This window comes from Heyndrickxia sp. MSNUG (genome assembly GCF_049532715.1).
GTDB lineage: Bacteria > Bacillota > Bacilli > Bacillales > Cytobacillaceae > Mesobacillus.
Genome location: NZ_CP150978.1, coordinates 2812977 through 2828694 on the forward strand (window position 1 = coordinate 2812977; position 15718 = coordinate 2828694).

General features: G+C 40.0%; 19 protein-coding genes. 6 read left to right on the forward strand and 13 right to left on the reverse strand.

What is annotated here, in order from left to right; genetic code table 11:
• Positions 1–94: 94 nt before the first annotated feature.
• Positions 95–541: a hypothetical protein gene (locus AABM38_RS14060; protein WP_423406998.1), complete on the reverse strand. Its 447-nt coding sequence runs from the start codon at positions 539–541 to the stop codon at positions 95–97.
• Positions 542–676: 135 nt separating this feature from the next.
• Here AABM38_RS14060 and AABM38_RS14065 point away from each other — a divergent pair, with 135 nt between their 5' ends.
• Together AABM38_RS14065 and AABM38_RS14070 are read left to right on the forward strand one after the other, a co-directional pair.
• Entirely contained in the window at positions 677–1336 is a 660-nt protein-coding gene (locus AABM38_RS14065; protein ID WP_423410740.1) for a DUF2238 domain-containing protein, read from the forward strand.
• The gene (locus AABM38_RS14070; protein WP_423406999.1) at positions 1333–1488 is read left to right on the forward strand and encodes a hypothetical protein; all 156 of its coding nucleotides are present in this window, start codon (positions 1333–1335) and stop codon (positions 1486–1488) included. The genes AABM38_RS14065 and AABM38_RS14070 overlap by 4 nt, the downstream gene beginning before the upstream one ends.
• A gap of 103 nt (positions 1489–1591) precedes the next feature.
• Here the strand turns inward: AABM38_RS14070 and AABM38_RS14075 are convergent, their stop codons facing one another.
• Positions 1592–1843 carry a hypothetical protein gene (locus AABM38_RS14075; RefSeq protein WP_423407000.1) on the reverse strand — a complete coding sequence of 84 codons (252 nt, stop codon included), beginning with the start codon at positions 1841–1843 and terminating at the stop codon, positions 1592–1594.
• A gap of 105 nt (positions 1844–1948) precedes the next feature.
• Positions 1949–2137 (reverse strand): hypothetical protein, encoded by a 189-nt coding sequence (locus tag AABM38_RS14080; protein ID WP_423407001.1) that lies wholly within the window; start codon positions 2135–2137, stop codon positions 1949–1951.
• 216 nt (positions 2138–2353) lie between these two features.
• On the opposite strand from AABM38_RS14080, the gene AABM38_RS14085 reads away from it, so the two are divergent.
• Entirely contained in the window at positions 2354–2593 is a 240-nt protein-coding gene (locus AABM38_RS14085) for a hypothetical protein (protein WP_423407002.1), read from the forward strand.
• A 763-nt stretch (positions 2594–3356) separates the two neighbouring features.
• Here the strand turns inward: AABM38_RS14085 and AABM38_RS14090 are convergent.
• The 8 genes from AABM38_RS14090 to AABM38_RS14125 all read right to left on the reverse strand — a co-directional run bounded on the left by AABM38_RS14090 (position 3357) and on the right by AABM38_RS14125 (position 10611).
• Entirely contained in the window at positions 3357–4286 is a 930-nt protein-coding gene (locus AABM38_RS14090; RefSeq protein WP_423407003.1) for a c-type cytochrome, read from the reverse strand.
• Positions 4287–4444: 158 nt separating this feature from the next.
• Entirely contained in the window at positions 4445–4873 is a 429-nt protein-coding gene (locus AABM38_RS14095) for a ferritin-like domain-containing protein (RefSeq protein WP_423407004.1), read from the reverse strand.
• 61 nt (positions 4874–4934) lie between these two features.
• Entirely contained in the window at positions 4935–5534 is a 600-nt protein-coding gene (locus AABM38_RS14100) for a class I SAM-dependent methyltransferase (RefSeq protein WP_423407005.1), read from the reverse strand.
• Between the two features lie 85 nt (positions 5535–5619).
• On the reverse strand, positions 5620–6057 hold the full coding sequence (locus tag AABM38_RS14105) for a hydrogenase maturation protease (RefSeq protein ID WP_423407006.1): 438 nt from the start codon (positions 6055–6057) through the stop codon (positions 5620–5622).
• The gene (locus AABM38_RS14110) at positions 6058–7467 is read right to left on the reverse strand and encodes a nickel-dependent hydrogenase large subunit (protein WP_423407007.1); all 1410 of its coding nucleotides are present in this window, start codon (positions 7465–7467) and stop codon (positions 6058–6060) included.
• Between the two features lie 5 nt (positions 7468–7472).
• Positions 7473–8375, reverse strand: coding sequence for a hydrogenase small subunit (locus tag AABM38_RS14115; protein WP_423407008.1), 903 nt, complete (start codon positions 8373–8375; stop codon positions 7473–7475).
• Positions 8372–9136, reverse strand: coding sequence for a cytochrome b5 domain-containing protein (locus AABM38_RS14120; protein ID WP_423407009.1), 765 nt, complete (start codon positions 9134–9136; stop codon positions 8372–8374). Before AABM38_RS14120 ends, AABM38_RS14115 begins: the two co-directional genes overlap by 4 nt.
• Before the next feature lie 341 nt (positions 9137–9477).
• Positions 9478–10611 (reverse strand): zinc-dependent alcohol dehydrogenase, encoded by a 1134-nt coding sequence (locus tag AABM38_RS14125; RefSeq protein WP_423407010.1) that lies wholly within the window; start codon positions 10609–10611, stop codon positions 9478–9480.
• A gap of 143 nt (positions 10612–10754) precedes the next feature.
• On the opposite strand from AABM38_RS14125, the gene AABM38_RS14130 reads away from it, so the two are divergent.
• From AABM38_RS14130 to AABM38_RS14140, 3 genes are all read left to right on the forward strand, one after another.
• Entirely contained in the window at positions 10755–10955 is a 201-nt protein-coding gene (locus AABM38_RS14130) for a hypothetical protein (protein WP_423407011.1), read from the forward strand.
• Between the two features lie 3 nt (positions 10956–10958).
• Complete coding sequence (locus tag AABM38_RS14135; protein ID WP_423407012.1) at positions 10959–11210, forward strand: sigma-G-dependent sporulation-specific acid-soluble spore protein CsgA; 252 nt, start codon at positions 10959–10961, stop codon at positions 11208–11210.
• Between the two features lie 279 nt (positions 11211–11489).
• Complete coding sequence (locus AABM38_RS14140) at positions 11490–13652, forward strand: MMPL family transporter (RefSeq protein ID WP_423407013.1); 2163 nt, start codon at positions 11490–11492, stop codon at positions 13650–13652.
• A gap of 56 nt (positions 13653–13708) precedes the next feature.
• On the opposite strand, the gene AABM38_RS14145 is transcribed toward AABM38_RS14140, so the two are convergent.
• Both AABM38_RS14145 and AABM38_RS14150 read right to left on the reverse strand, forming a co-directional pair.
• On the reverse strand, positions 13709–14572 hold the full coding sequence (locus AABM38_RS14145; RefSeq protein WP_423407014.1) for a YihY/virulence factor BrkB family protein: 864 nt from the start codon (positions 14570–14572) through the stop codon (positions 13709–13711).
• Positions 14573–14816: 244 nt separating this feature from the next.
• On the reverse strand, positions 14817–15572 hold the full coding sequence (locus tag AABM38_RS14150; protein ID WP_423407015.1) for a TraR/DksA C4-type zinc finger protein: 756 nt from the start codon (positions 15570–15572) through the stop codon (positions 14817–14819).
• Between the last annotated feature and the right edge of the window lie 146 nt (positions 15573–15718).

The following is a 15718-nucleotide window of genomic DNA, read 5'->3' on the forward strand; positions in this document are numbered from 1 at the left end:
CACTACCCTATCCCATAAGAACCTTAACCACTTTTTTTGAGATTAACATCAAAAAAACCCTCCAGAAAATCCGGAAGGTTCTCAAAATATCAAATTATAAGAAGCGGCATGATTCGTCACCAGCTGCCTCTGAAGCTAAAAAATAGAATGATTTACCGCTTTGTAAAGTCTCCTTAGCAAATCCAAAGTTATCTAAGAAATCAACTTCATCTACCACGATAATGGTGGAGGCAAAAAGCAAAGCCTGCAGGTGAAACAGAGAAGTTTCGATCATGAATGTAATTGACTCTGCTGATCTCAGTCCAGCTAATACAGCAAGTCTTCCTCTTATCCCAAGTGTTTCATATGCATATTCAACGCTTTCAGCCGTCATATCTGAAATGGAAGCCGCCGTATTGATGAGATCGCTCCAATTCTCGTCAAATACGAAAGCACTCCAGTAATATCGGCCGTTATCAGCCTCTCCGCCCTCCTGCAAAAAATTGATTGTTAAAAATTGCTCGTCCTCATTAAAAGTATACACGCACTTCAAATCAGTCATGAATTCCCTCCCGGAAGAAATGAATTTAGTGTGCCTCAAACTGATCTCGTTCATGATTGCACTGCAAATGACATATTAAAGAATGAAAATCAACAAATAGTAAAATACTTACAACAAGAGTTCGCCAAATGGGAGCTGAGTTTTATGCAGAATAAACGATTCCACTTAGTACTTTTGTTCATCGTAATAATCATTTTTATCTGGTCGGCCATCAAGCCAGTTTCTTATTACTCCTGGATTTTGGAAGTTGCACCAGCAGTTGCTTCAATTGCCGTTGTTCTTATTCTTTATAAAAAGTTCCGGTTAACAACCCTTTCCTACACCATAATCGCATTTGTTACCATCCTTATGTTCATTGGCGGACATTACATTTATTCAAATGTACCGCTTTTTGATTGGCTGAAAGATATATGGGATTTAAAAAGGAATCATTATGACAGGTTTGGCCATTTCATGAAAGGCCTGATAGCAATCGTGATCCGCGAAATTCTTTTAAGAAAAACCTTGCTCTATAATGGACGCTGGCTGAATGGGATTGTGATCTCAGTTGTTCTGGCAATTGCCTCTCTTTATGAAATCGTAGAATGGATTTTTGCGATGCTGACAAAAGGAGGCAGGGCTTCGAAGGACTTTTTAGGGACACAGGGAGACATTTGGGATACACAATGGGATATGGTGTTAAGCTTTGCCGGCTCTATAATTGCGTTAATACTTTTAACAAAAATGCATGACCATTTGTTAAAACGGGAAATAGGATTAAATCCAAATAAATTAAAGAAGGAGGAAAAAGAATGAAGAAGGAACATAGAGAAAAAATGAACCACACTGACGAAGCTGAACAAAAACACAGCATGGTTTGTAACGATCAGCTATTTTTCCAGGAGTTGCGGATAGCAGCTGAGGAAGCAGAAAAAGATTATGACGAACAGGATCATTTAAAATCTTGATATGGTTGAAGAAAGGGCATTATAAACCAGCTTCCTTCGCTCGTATTTTAAAAAAACCATTAAAAAAGAAGGCACACCAGATGGCGTGCCTTCTTAAAATATTCTAATTCATGAACCGGTCCCTTTCGGCAGCTTCTTCTGCGCGTTGTGCTTCACGCCCTTCATACCAAAGTTTGATATGAGTGAGGATAGAAAAGACAAGGAAAAAGTTCATTGTCCAGACACTGACAAAAGGAGCAATCCCGCCGAAATCAATGGCCTCATATTGCTTTATTCCCATAACGATGAACGACTCGATAAAAACAAGAACAAAACCGGCCACACCAGCAATCGCCATCCGCATCATAATCACCATCAACCACCTTATCGTTGATTTATCAGATTATTTAAATAATACGACTTATTATCATTAAGTGCAACCATTTTGTTCATAAATTTGACTAATTTTAGTTATTGAAAATTATCTTCTTAAGTTTTTTTGCTTTTGCATGATCTCATATGACTTTTCGATAATATCTGTCAATACATCACCTTTATATATTCTGCCAATCTTCGTATTTTCCTGATAATATTCAACAATCTCTTCGAGTTTATCTGATGTTTCTTTAGTCACTCTGACATTCAACTGAATTCTCTGGGCATCATTCATAGAATTAATTCCCCCTCCAATTCCTTATGTATCAAGAAAAAATTTCACTCTATCAAACTGCTAGCATATGGATATCATGTAGATATTTGTCGCTAACAACTTGTAACGAAACCCATTTTAGCACATTCAGCACATAATAACACTTTCTTATCCTTATTTACTGTTTTCCCATTAGCAATCAGGGGTATTTCTCTAAAAAAGACTTGGAGACGTGACATGGAATTAACACAATGGTCATACACAAAAAGATACAATATTAAAGCCCAGTTCAAAGAGTACCCTGATTCTCTTGTCATGTTCAGGCGGGTAAAAAACTACTATTTCGTCTATACAGTCCAGTGGTCAATGAACGATCCTTTTGTCACGAAAAACGCACTTGAGGAGATGGAGTGGCTGCTTAATAGAGAATTAGGTACCGAAGAAGATTATCGGCAAAGAAAGCAGTTTCGAAAATGAAGTTTAGTTTTTACAAAAATATGAGGGAATCTTCCACTTCTTCAAAGGGAAATCAATTTTGAGTTATTTCCATTGAGATTACATCAACTATAAAGTCGATCAGCTATTTGCTGACCCTTTATCTACATAAAGCTGGTTACTCGCTCTGAAAAAAGAGGATTCGGACAAACTATGTTTCCTATATCCTGTCAGACCGATTCTTTCTTTTTGACAACTTTGCTGCGGTTGCTTCAATTTTTGACCGAATGGAGCGTGCTTTCTGACAGCATTGTGGCTGTTGCCCCAAAACTTGTCCCAATCACCCTTGCTTTCTGACAGGTTTGCGACTATTTCCTCAAATCCTGTCCCAATGACGGTTGCTTTCTGACAGCTTTGCGATTGTTTCCTCAAATCCTGTCCCAATGTTAGCTGCTTTCTGACAGCTTTGTAGCTTTTTCCCCGAAACCTGTCCGAATGGAGCGTTCTTTCTGACAGCTTTGTGCCTGTTTCCACGAAACCTGTCCGAATGAAGCTTGCTTTCTGACAACTTTGCTATGGTTCCCTAAATTCCTGTCCAAATACCATCAACTTTCTGAAAGCTTGGCCGCTAGCTGAAAGCTAGCGCTTCAAACGGAAGTCAACATCCCTAATTCTCATACAAACAAACGAAAAGACTGTACACAAGCCTGATTTCCATCGACTTTGTGTACAGTCTGCCCTGAGCACATATATAGGTGCTGGGTTCCAACTTCCATTACATTTTTTGGCAGAGGTAATTCTGCTTTTATTTTGCAGAAACTATTGCTTCCCAATCAATTGTTCCATTCTTTATTTGTTCACGTTTTTCCTTATTCATGATATCAGCCGGCCTTCCGCCTTTTGGCCAGTCTCCCTCATGCCCTTTGAATTCAGGACGATCATGAGAAAGAATATACGCAGCTACATTGATGGCATCTTGATCGGACAAAGTGCCACCCTGACCTTTAGGCATATTTTTTTGCACATAACCAGCCATCTTTGTTAATCTTGACATTCCTGCGCCATCATTAAAGGATTTTTCTCCCCAAACTGCAGGGCCCGAAGTTGGACCTGTTCCTGATCCATCTGCAGCATGGCAACTCGCGCAGGATTGTCCATAAAGCTTTTCTCCATCTTGAACACTAGGTACTGGAAATTTCTTAGGCTCTTTCGGTGCTCTCCAAGGAAGTTCGGATCCAGCAGGTACCCCTTCTGACATATATTGCAGGTATGCAATCATGGCACGCATTTCCTTGCTGTCAGTTGGCAGCATCTTTCCGTTCATGCTTCGAATCATGCAGCCGTTAATCCTGTCTTCAAGCGTATAAACTTCTCCTTCACGAGGCCTGTATTCAGGATAGACTGCTGAAAGGCCCACCATAGGCGCTTCTTCTTTAACAATTCCGCCATTGGCGTGGCAGCTTGCACATGATAGATTATTACCAACATACTCATCAGCTACATTATTTGTTTCCATCATTAATTGATGACCATATTTAATACTCTCTCCAAGTGGACCATCTGGAACATCTTCCATGCTCGGCGGGTTAAATTCAATACCCGTTCCCGCTGTCATTGATTGTTGTTGGGGCACTGCTGCGGTTTCAACTGGGGCTAGGTCCTGGCTGATTTTCCAGCCAACGAAGAGTGAGCCAAAGATTAAGAATCCAATGATAATTGCTAAACTGTTTTTCATTTCATTTCCTCCTTATGTAGTATCAGGTATCTGTATTTTCTATATACCTATTCTAGTATAGGTAATCCCTTTATTTTTATATTAATTATGTATAAATAGTGAATAATATAGTAATAGAAAAAGAGCTGGAGTTTATCCAGCCCTTTTAGTAAATAACTCTATTTTTCTTTTACTAAAAAGTAAAGGAACCATACCGCATGATTTTGTTCATCAAAAGCAGCACGCCGAAAAACCCTCATAATTGCCTGATCTGTTGCACCATCTGCAATTTCATGATAAAAGTCGACAGTCTTTTGTTCATCATTTAGCGATGCTTCCAATCCTGCAAGGTAATTTACAGCGCATTCTTCTGTCATTTGAAGCTGTGGCTGTCTGCCTGTAAGTGATGTATAAATTTGCGAGAATTGTTGAAGATGTTTTTTCTCATCATTTAAAATTTCATTGATTCGATCACGCTGCACAGCATTTGGCGCCATTTGGGCAAGCCTGGCATAGCATTGTGTCGCAGTATATTCACCGTTAATGGCCGTTGTAAGATCATTGATCAGTTTTTCATTTTGTCTGTAATGGTAATAATATGGATACATGTCGTACCTCCCCAAACTATTTTAAATATTGTATGGGGGGGTTGAATTCGTGTGCCTGTTTTTATTCCAGGTTAACACCCTCGAACTCAACAAAAATGCCTTTCAAATATTTTTTCTCTTTTATTACCTTGATGCCTGAATCCTTCATGTACCTGCCTGTGTCCCGGTTCAAGTGACAGCCGTCGCAAAGCTTTTTCCAAGCAGGAGTCAGAACATCCTGCAGCGCAGCAAGCGAAGCAGATTCTGTTCTCACATGTTCAAACAAAACAATCCTGCCGCCCTTTTTACATACTCTTTTTATTTCTTTAAATACTGTATGAGGATCTTGCACAGAACATAATACAAGCGTTGCAACCACCGTATCAAATTCCCCATCCTTAAATGGCAGAGATTCAGCCACACCTTGATGAAAATGAACGGGGATTCCAATATCACGCGCCTTCAGTTTTGCTTGTTCCAGCATGTAAGGATTTGGTTCGACCGAATCTAAACTCCCTACTTTTTCAGGAGAATAAAAAGGAAAGTTGGCTCCTGTTCCAGTCCCAATTTCTAGCGTCTTTCCTTCCAGCCCTGATATTATTTTCTTTCTGATATGTGCAATCCATCTTTTTTCAAGTGGTCCCATAACAGTGTCATATAAACTAGCAAACAATTTCGCCACAGAAAAACTCCTTATATGTCAGTTTTTCTAATTATAATAAAAAAAAGGCCTGAAAAGCTATTTGCTTAACCTGGCACATTTTTTATTACCCGAATTTTTGTGAAGCTGCCATTAAAATCCTTTCTTTTACCTTCTGTTTAATAATAGAATAATTTCTCTTTAAATCTTCGCTTAGACCAAAATGAAAATTGATTTCATATGGCTCTACACCAATCAATAACCCCTTCTTTAAGCTTAAAGCATGAAAAAGATGAAAATTATGAGCAGCGATACCCTTTTCCATCATGGTAAGCTGTGTGAGGGGCATTTCATAAATACTGCCTTTTTTGCTGCCCATTTGAACTGCATCAAGAATAATTAAAAATTCGCCATCTTCAGCTTCGGCTAGGCAATAATCTACATCTGTTTCGCCGATAACAAATTTGATTCGTTTGTCGTTATTTTCCGCCATCAGGTCTTCTGCAAGATAAACTCCGATCCCATCGTCCTGCATCAACACATTGCCAATCCCCATAATAAGCATCTAAAACACCTTGATCGATTTTATTTCATGTCCGGGTCTGTATACATGTGTCGCGCATGACATACATGGATCGAATGTACGTAAAATTCGTCCTAGCTCGACGGGATTTTCCGGATCATGGAGCGGTGTATTCATTAAAGCTAGTTCCGCTGTTCCTTTAGAAGACTCATCACTTGCAGAGAAATCCCATGCAGAAGGAGTGATAATTTGATAAAAGGAAATGACCTTGTTTTCGATTTTAACCCAATGTCCAAGTGAGCCTCTCGTCGTTTCTACCAGTCCTGCTCCCTGAGCCACATTGGGTACTTGCCATTTCTTTTGCACATGTGTCCCGGGAATGATTTGATCAATAAGAATCTTCATAATTTCTGCAATTTTCTTGGCTTCCAATGACCGTGCAATCGTTCTGTCCATAGCAGAGATTCCGTTACGGTACTCGCCGCTCAGCCAGAGCCTTGAAAGGGGGCCCACTTCCATAGGGACACCCTTGTAACGCGGAGCCTTAACGAAAGTGTATGCATCTTCTTTATCCATATCAGGTTCCTGCATTTCTTCAAATGGGCGTGTTGTTTCATTCCCTTTATACCAGGAATAGCGTATTTTTTCTTCAATATACTTTGAGTCAAAAGCTTCTGTTTTCCCTTTTAAATATACTAACGGCTCCGTATATAAGGTTCCTAGCTCTTTATAGTCATTGAATGCACCAAATGATAAGAAATTTCCAGGCCCGCCGCCAAGATTAAACAACTCCGGATAATATTTAGCAACCGTATACGTATCTGGAATCATTTTGTATTCTATAAAATAACTAACCTTATCAAGGACTGACTTAATATGAATGATTTTTTCCGCATCGGCAGGAGTTGTAAAACCTCCTACGAATATCCCGTGATTATGAGGCGCTTTACCTCCAAATACAGCCAGCATCTGATGTGCAAGCCTGCTGTAGTTCAGGGATTCAAAGTAATGCGCAGCCAGTGAATCATTAATTTCCTTTGGGATCCTGTAATCCGTATTCTCCGAAGTGAACAGTGGATATTTTGGAGGCATCTTTACGTAATCAGGCAGTGAATATTGGTAAAAATGCCTTAGATGATTCTGTAGGAATTCACAGCAATGAATGATGTCACGGATATATCTGCCTTGATCCGTGACCTCAACGCCGAGAGCTTGCTCAAGTGCCGTCGAAGAGGCAACCGAATGAGCAGTTGAACAGATTCCACATATCCTTTGGGTCAAATAAATCGCATCAAATGGACTGCGGCCAACCATCATCTGCTCAAAACCGCGAAACATTACTCCTTTCGTTTTGGCATTTGTGACGGCATTTTCTTCAACTGTAACATCAAGTTCAAGAAACCCGCTTAGCCTTGTAACAGGATTTATGACTATTCTTTTGCTTCCGGACATTTTCCCTACTCCCTTGTTGTGTTGTATGAAATGAATGGTGCCATTCTATCTGGAAAACCCGATTGCGCACAGCCAATACAGGTGCTTGCCCCTATCGGCCAATTAACATGACCGTTCCATTGTCTTGTCGGACAATCAACACGGGTCACCGGGCCCCGGCAGCCGAGCTTGAATAAACAATATGGTTCTCCAAGCGTTTCTGAAAAAACTCCTTTATCAAAATAATGTCTTCTCGGGCAGCGATCATGGAGTAGATCACTGTAAAACATCTTAGGCCTGCTTTGCTGGTCAAGTTCAGGCGGACCATAAAGGAGCAGGTGCGCAAGCGTTCCGAGGAACCAGTCTGGATGAACAGGACAGCCTGGAAGCTTGATTATTTTCTTGTTGCCGAGAACTGCTTGCAGGCCTACTGATTGGGATAAATTAGGTCTTGCTGCAGATGGTCCACCATCAACGGCACATGCGCCAATGGCAATGACAGTACTCGCCTTTTCCCCAAGCATCTTTGCTGCCTGCAAGCCTGTGAGCGGCTTACCGTTTCGAGTGCCAACCAGATGAAACATTCCCTCGTTTTTCAGCGCAACTGCACCCTCCACACCGAGAATGAAATCTTCTTCCCCATCCGCCATTTCAAATAATCTGTTAATGGCCTGTTCGCCATCCGCCACCATCATGCTGTTACTGTAGACTAAGTCAACCATCTGTGTAATCGCATATTCAAAATCCGGCTGAAAACCATTCAAAAGCGAGATTACATTTCCAGAGCAGCCGTTCAGCTCTAGCCAAACAAGCTTCTTCCTTTTTAACTGGCCAGATTGAAGCCCATTTTGTGCAGCTTCTAATAATCTCTTGGAAATCGCCTCATTGGTCACGGATTCAGGAGGTAAAATAATGTTTTGTTCGCTCATGACACCAGCCTCCCAATCGGTTTTAGCTGAGCTAAAATCCATTGCTGTCCAGCATGGCAGCTTGCGAATTCTGCAGTCCAGTCCTTGCCCGCTGACAGTCCAAAGTGAGTCGCCAGAGACCAGGCCGCATTATTCGTGACATCATATACGACACCATTCACCGCAACATAAGCTGGCATCCCGTTCAGTCCGGTGAATTGGGCAAGTTGCTCTTTCGTAAACGTTTGGCCATTAGGATTGCTTGGTTGAGTAAATGGAATTCCTGGCTGTGGCTGGATTCTTGATGGTTGAGTTACTAGGTATACTGGATGGTGCTGGGAAGATAATTGACTTGCAGGATACGCTAGCTGTGTATGTGTTAGTGGTAATTGAGTAGTTGGGAATACTGGCTGATATTTAGACGGAGGTATGTGAGTTATTTGGTTTGCCGGATGGTTCTGGGATAGTGGATATCTTTCGCTTACTGAATGGCCTGTCTGTACTTCGTTACTCCTTAATCCCCCCTGTACAGGTATTGTATCTGTCTGAAATTGCTGGTACGGGTGAATAGCTTCGGGGTTACTCTGCTGCAATAGAGCTTTATTTCGTTCATTTTGGAGAATGGCTACAAGGTAATGTAAATAAGATACTTTTTGGCATAACTGATTCAACGCTAAATTTCGTTCTCCTGGATTTCCAGTTGCGTAAACCAGCTGGATTATATAATTTAATTCTGAAAAAGTTACAGCAATCTCGCTGTCGATCAACTGATGATTTGCCATTTTTAGCGAACCCCCTTCTGGGGAAGTTTTAGTGTTATGATTCCTTTTGTCATCTTATTCTAATAAACTATTTTTATTACAAAAATGGCAGGTGAACGCAAACCTTCGTGATGAAATTTTTTATTGTCTCGAAAGTTGAGGAAGAAAACTAGGAAAAATCAAGGAAAATCGATGACACCCAAAGCATGTAAAATTATATCTACCATAGGAATTAGCTTTTCAAGGCTTAGACTCTTTTTCTACACAACTGTCATTTCTTCCCTACTCTTTCCTGTTTAATGCAACAACAGTAAAGAGACAGGCAGCCATCAAAAGCCTGTCTCTCTTATTCATGTTAAAATTTATGGCTTCAAAACTACCTTAATGCAATTATCCTTGCGGTCATTGAAAATATCATATCCTTTGGCGGCGTCTTCGAGAGGAATCCGGTGGGTGATAATATCTGTCGGATCAAACTCGCCGTTAACCACCATGTCAAATAGCTTTGGCATGTAATGAACGACTGGTGCCTGGCCCATTTTCATGGTAATGTTCCTTTCGAAAAAGCGTCCAAGCGGAAACAGATTGTAGCGTAACCCATAGACTCCGGTCAGTTGTACCGTTCCAAATTTGCGCACAGCTGTATGTGCAATCTCAATTGCGGAAAGCGTACCGCCCTGCAACTTCAATTTTTGTTCAACCTTTTCAACTGCGGATTTCTTCCCGTCCATCCCAACACAATCGATGACGACATCTGCTCCGCCTTCTGTCAGGTCCTGAAGGAATTTCCCTGGGTCATCCTGCTGAGTAAAGTCAAAAATTTCAACATTATTTGTCGATTTCGCGTGCATGAGTCTGTAATCAAGATGGTCAACGGCAATGACTCGTTTTGCGCCTTTTATCCAGGCAAACTTTTGCGTCATTAATCCAACAGGCCCACTGCCGAGGACGATGACAGTATCTCCTTTTTTTACTCCTGCATTCTCGACGCTCCACCATGCTGTTGGAATGACATCTGACAGGAAAAGGAGTGATTCGTCTTCGAGCTCACATGATTCAGGCACGACAAAAGATGTGAAATCTCCATAAGGTACCTTTAAATACTCTGCCTGACCACCCGGATGGTTACCGTATTGCTCGGTATACCCAAAATAACCTCCGGTATCCTTGTATTCATTCGAGTTGTCACATTGGCTTTCCATTTGATTCTGGCAATAAAAACATTCACCACAAGAAACGTTAAAAGGGATAACGACACGATCCCCTTTTTTCACCTTTGTAACGCCTGGCCCAACTTCTTCCACAATACCCATCGGTTCATGGCCGATGACATATCCTGGACGGAGAGGCATATTCCCTTGGTAAAGGTGAAGGTCAGACCCGCAAATAGCTGTAGAAGTAATCTTGACTATCATATCTTTTTCGTGTTCAATCTTAGGTGCTTCTACATTTTTCACTTGTACATCCTTTGTACCTTGATACGTAACTGCTTTCAATTCACGCCACCCCATTCCTTTATTTACATTAAAAAGAATTCCCTTGATGTAAAATAAAAAACATGTTTGGCAGCTTTTCCAATATTTAGCTTCATACATAACTTTCTTTTTATAATGCACCTTATAAAATGGAGGTGTTAAATATGGACCAAAATCAGCCCGGAAATGAGAAGCTTCCTGATTTTAAGGAAATGAGCGATCGGATCTTTATCAATCCTTACTCTGGCCCCCAGCTAGTAGTTAAAACGAATCTCGACCCGAATGACGCGACAGATGAAAATCCTTATTTTAAAAATGATAATATGACGGATCCCCAACAATTCAAGGAATATTTCAAGGAGTAGATAATGGAAAAAACACAAGCATATTTGCGCGAAATTCTATCTGATTATACTGAAAGCTATCCCCTTAGCAAAAAAATCTATCAGCGGATCGAAGAAGGCAATTACGCATCAGAAGGTGAATTTGTAAGAAATCTTACAGCGGAAGAAATTGAATTTTTGAATAAGATTCTCCCCGAAGCAATTGAATATGCGAAAAACGAACTGGATGAAAAACGGGCACACCAATTGAATGAAGTTTATGAATTACTCTATTAATACCAGGAAGGCACTTGCTCCTTCCTGGCACCTTTTTGAATCAATTCCAATTGATTTTATGTAGTTTCCCTCTTTCAAAAAAATCTTCTCTCAGTATCCCAATTCACTAGTTATACAACTATTTTTAAGCCCCATTAAAGAATTTTCAAACATGATTCATCACACTGTGAAAACGATTGATATATAATCTAGGTATTCATTTTAAGGAAAATGACAAAAAAACCTGTATTTCCGTTTTAACAATGCATGTATATAAAATTCAAACATCGGAGGACAAAAATGAACAAGCTCGGAGGCTTTATTTTTAACTTTAAGAAAACGATCATTTTAGTTTGGGTCGGACTTATCCTATTTTTAGGTTTTTTCGCCTTACAATTGCCTTCGGTTTTAAGCGGCAATGGATTTGAATTTAATGGTGAATATAAGCAGACTAAGAATATTCTTGAGAAGGATTTTGGTCAGCATAGGGCTTCAATCATCATCCTTTATGAAAAAGAAAAAAACATTACAAAAGAAGATTGGGTTTCCTTTATTAAGGAATCTTTCAAAGATGCTGCAAAGGCTTCAGGAGCCGTGGATAGTGTGTCACCATTTCAGCAAAAAGGTATGATGAAGGAAAAAATAGCGTATGGACTTTTATTTTTTGACAAAGATGCTTCCTCAATGGGGGAGGATATTAACGGACTTCGCGAGGTCTTAAAGGATGAGAATGGGATAAAGGTATCAATTACGGGTGAGCCCGTGATCGTTAAGGATTTAAACCAGGCTAGCCAGGATGATCTTGCAAAAGCTGAGATGATCGGTCTGCCAATCGCGTTGATTGTACTGATACTTGCATTTGGAAGTATAGTCGCAGCTAGCTTGCCACTTTTGGTCGGGATTTTTTCGATACTTAGCACAATGGGGGCAGTATATTTTTTCAGCTACTGGTTCGACTTGACGATTTTTATCCTTAATATCATTCCAATGATTGGGCTGGCATTAAGTATTGATTTCGCTCTTTTATACATAAACCGATTTAAGGAAGAAATTAATAAGCAATCTGTTAAGGATGCAATCATCACTACGACCGCAACCGCAGGACGTTCAATAATTTTTTCAGCGATGTGCGTGTTTATCGGCCTTCTCGGCTTGATGTTCATCAAAATAGACATTTTTCAGAACGTAGCAATCGGTGGCATGACGGTTGTATTCATATCTTCTCTATCTGCCATTACATTCCTCCCTGCAATCCTTGGCCTATTAGGTAACAAAGTTCACTCCTTAAGTGTATTAAAGGTGAAAACGGACAAGCCTGGAATATGGAGCACTTTTGCGCATTTTGTTATGAAAAGGCCAGTTATTATGACGTTTCTGGCTCTTTGTTTATTAATTACCGGATTGATTCCCATTAGACAAATGGAGTTAACTGTACCTGGGGTTGATGCGCTGCCTCCGACTTATGACGCTAGGATAGCCTATAATAAATTCCAGGACGAATTCGTAGAACAAAATAAAAGTACCGACAAGGAAGTAAAGGTAATTCTAAAAACAGAAGGTAACGTTTTATCAGAAGGAAATGTTAAAAAACTGCACACCGTGTTAGGTAAATTAGAAGAAAGCAATGATGTAGAGTCCGTGGATTCGGTCTTCTCATTATCTGGAATTGATGACCCTGCTGTATTTTTTGCGGCTGCATCTCAGGTGAACAGCCCTGTCACGCCGGTAATTGACAGGTTTATTTCAGAAGATAAGATGCTTGCGAGCGTTTATTTAAAAGAAACTTTATCTGCACAAGAAGCGCATGATTGGGTTAGGAATGCTGCCGATAAAGGGTATGATGTTTCACTATCGTTCGGAGGAACTCCAAAATTCGAACAGGAAATCTTTGATGAGATTTTTGAAAAAGCGCCAAAAGGTTTGGCTTTAATCCTTATATCTACCTTTATCATCTTGATGATTGCTTTTCGGTCCGTGCTCATTCCGCTTAAGGCAATTATCATGAATATATTAAGCTTAAGCGCAACCTTCGGAATTGTCGTCTGGATCTTCCAGGATGGTCATCTTGGAGTAGAACCAACAAATATAGCACTTGTCCTACCAGTGTTTGTATTTAGTCTTGTCTTTGGTCTTTCGATGGACTATGAAGTGTTCCTGATTTCACGTATTCAAGAAGAATATCTGAAAACAAAAGACAATAATTATGCAACCTTAACCGGTTTGATTTCTACTAGTAAAATTATATCATCCGCGGCAGCAATAATGATTGTCGTTACAGGCGCATTCGCTTTTACAGGAGTTGCTCCAGTCAAGCAAATGGGAGTTGGAATCGCACTGGCAATATTTATTGACGCCACCGTGATAAGAATGGTACTAGTTCCCACACTGATGAAGCTGCTTGGTGACTGGAACTGGTGGTTTTTTGGACTTAAACCATCTAAAGACAAAAAATTCGGGCATTAAAATTAAGACACAAAAAAACAGCAGAAGCCTGCTGTTTTTTTGTATGATAGTAAAAATTATCCTCTAGCTGTTAAAGTTTTTTCATCTTCAATGGTTTCTTCCCCCGTTTTTTCCCGGTGGTAAATCGCATTGATTTCACCGCCAAGGACAAGCGCGAGCCCTGTAAGGAATAACCAAAGCATCAGGACAATTACACCGCCAAGGCTGCCATAGGTTGCTGAATAGTTTCCAAAGTTGCTAACATAAAATGAAAATCCAAGGGAAATCAGCTGCCAAACGACTGTAGCGAAAATGGCACCTGGAATGACATGCTTGAATGGAAAATGCTTATTTGGCGCAATCCGATACAAACCTGCTATTACTGCTACCATTACGACGAATGCAACAATCCAGCGGACAATACGGAAGATAATTTCAAATTGTTCTGGGATATGAATGATGGATTGAACTGTATCTAATAAAACTTTCCCGAATACTGGTAGCAGCAAGGCTACAACAAATGCAATAATCAAACCAATTGTCAGCATGATCGATGTAAGTCTTGCCTTGATGAAGGATCTAGTTTCCTCCACATCAAAAGCGATATTCATTGCTTTCATAAATGCATTCATACCATTTGATGCTGACCAGATTGTTCCGATAATACCGAATGTCAGCAAACCCCCGTTCCTCTCACTGACAAGTTTAACGACATTATCTCGTAATAATTGTGCTGATTCTGATGGGAGCAATTTGTTTACGACATCAATTGCTTTTTGAGGATCGATATTTAAATAAGGAACAATTGCAATTAGCAGAATCATCATCGGAAACAATGCAAGCATATAGTAATAGGCCTGCTGTGCTGCCAATCCAGTTGCCCGGTCTTCTTTTAACTCACCTAGCAGACTCTTTCCATAATGCATAATTTTCTCTTTCATTTACGACTCACCTCTCGTTGGACATCAAGTATGCTAGTCTTTTCCCCTTCCTGATATGTTTTAATCATGATAATAAATCCAGCACGCCCTAAGATGCATAATTGTCCATGCAAAAAAGGCCATTTCTCGGAAATGGCCTTTGAAGTTTTTGTTAATGGCTCTTTTGGTATTCATTTTTGCTTTTAATAAATTGATTTGCTTTCTAATATTTCATTTTAAAACAACAATCTTTTCGAAAACAGTCTTATTTATCATCATCTACATACGGATCATGTTCAAAAGCCGGAAGGTCTCCAAAGGATGTCATAATCCCTTCCTGATCCAGTTCATCTTCATATTTTTCATGCTGCTTGTTTGGGTAGACAGTGATTTCTTTACCAGTTATGTCATTGCCTACAAAGTTTTCAAAGTCTTCAACGTAACCGACATTTTCCTCTGATTCAATATACGTATCATTATAATTGTCCTGAGGAGTGACAAAATCTGATGGAGATTCCGATGTACCCCAGCTAGATACTTCCTGCCAGGAGTCCTCAGCATCATAAGCCACATTTTCATCCTTGTTATCAAGATCAAATTTCCCAAAAGGAGGCATTAACACTCCCTCTTCTATAGGACGATTATGAGAAACAGTTCTGTCTGGTGTATGTTCGATACAGAATCTTGTTTCTGGTAAGGCTTCAAGTCTTTCAAGCGGAATTTCTCGGCCGCATGCCTCACATTTCCCATATGTTCCTTTGTCTATTGCCTCCATTGCCTTGTTAATATTCTGGATTTGATATTCTACATGGTCGTTTAAGGCAATGTCTTTTTCCCTCTCATATAATTCAGTTCCTTCGTCACCTGGATGGTTGTCATAGCTAGAAAGCTCACCCATTGATTCATGAAAATGTCCACTTCTTAAATCAAAGTGATCATTACTGTCCAGATGGGATTCGAGATCTTTTTTATTTTTGAGAAGCTCTGCCTTGAATGCCGACAGCTGCCCATTTGTAAGCATATCAGCTGCTCCTTTCTTGAAAAAGCGGTTTTTCTTATCTTGCTGCAAACTGTCTAATTTAATAAAAGGTAATAAGTGTTATCTTTTCCGCCAGTACCATTTTTGCCACTGGGTTCATAAGATATATGACAACTTCCCAAAAATAA

Coding starts and splice junctions, on each gene's coding strand:
- AABM38_RS14095 (WP_423407004.1), bottom strand. CDS start 4,873: ATGTATCCATATTATTACCATTACAGACAAAATGAAAAACTGATCAAT.
- AABM38_RS14075 (WP_423407000.1), bottom strand. CDS start 1,843: ATGGTGATTATGATGCGGATGGCGATTGCTGGTGTGGCCGGTTTTGTT.
- AABM38_RS14105 (WP_423407006.1), bottom strand. CDS start 6,057: ATGCTTATTATGGGGATTGGCAATGTGTTGATGCAGGACGATGGGATC.
- AABM38_RS14060 (WP_423406998.1), bottom strand. CDS start 541: ATGACTGATTTGAAGTGCGTGTATACTTTTAATGAGGACGAGCAATTT.
- AABM38_RS14130 (WP_423407011.1), top strand. CDS start 10,755: ATGGACCAAAATCAGCCCGGAAATGAGAAGCTTCCTGATTTTAAGGAA.
- AABM38_RS14070 (WP_423406999.1), top strand. CDS start 1,333: ATGAAGAAGGAACATAGAGAAAAAATGAACCACACTGACGAAGCTGAA.
- AABM38_RS14145 (WP_423407014.1), bottom strand. CDS start 14,572: ATGAAAGAGAAAATTATGCATTATGGAAAGAGTCTGCTAGGTGAGTTA.
- AABM38_RS14135 (WP_423407012.1), top strand. CDS start 10,959: ATGGAAAAAACACAAGCATATTTGCGCGAAATTCTATCTGATTATACT.
- AABM38_RS14140 (WP_423407013.1), top strand. CDS start 11,490: ATGAACAAGCTCGGAGGCTTTATTTTTAACTTTAAGAAAACGATCATT.
- AABM38_RS14115 (WP_423407008.1), bottom strand. CDS start 8,375: ATGAGCGAACAAAACATTATTTTACCTCCTGAATCCGTGACCAATGAG.
- AABM38_RS14150 (WP_423407015.1), bottom strand. CDS start 15,572: ATGCTTACAAATGGGCAGCTGTCGGCATTCAAGGCAGAGCTTCTCAAA.
- AABM38_RS14080 (WP_423407001.1), bottom strand. CDS start 2,137: ATGAATGATGCCCAGAGAATTCAGTTGAATGTCAGAGTGACTAAAGAA.
- AABM38_RS14085 (WP_423407002.1), top strand. CDS start 2,354: ATGGAATTAACACAATGGTCATACACAAAAAGATACAATATTAAAGCC.
- AABM38_RS14120 (WP_423407009.1), bottom strand. CDS start 9,136: ATGGCAAATCATCAGTTGATCGACAGCGAGATTGCTGTAACTTTTTCA.
- AABM38_RS14090 (WP_423407003.1), bottom strand. CDS start 4,286: ATGAAAAACAGTTTAGCAATTATCATTGGATTCTTAATCTTTGGCTCA.
- AABM38_RS14110 (WP_423407007.1), bottom strand. CDS start 7,467: ATGTCCGGAAGCAAAAGAATAGTCATAAATCCTGTTACAAGGCTAAGC.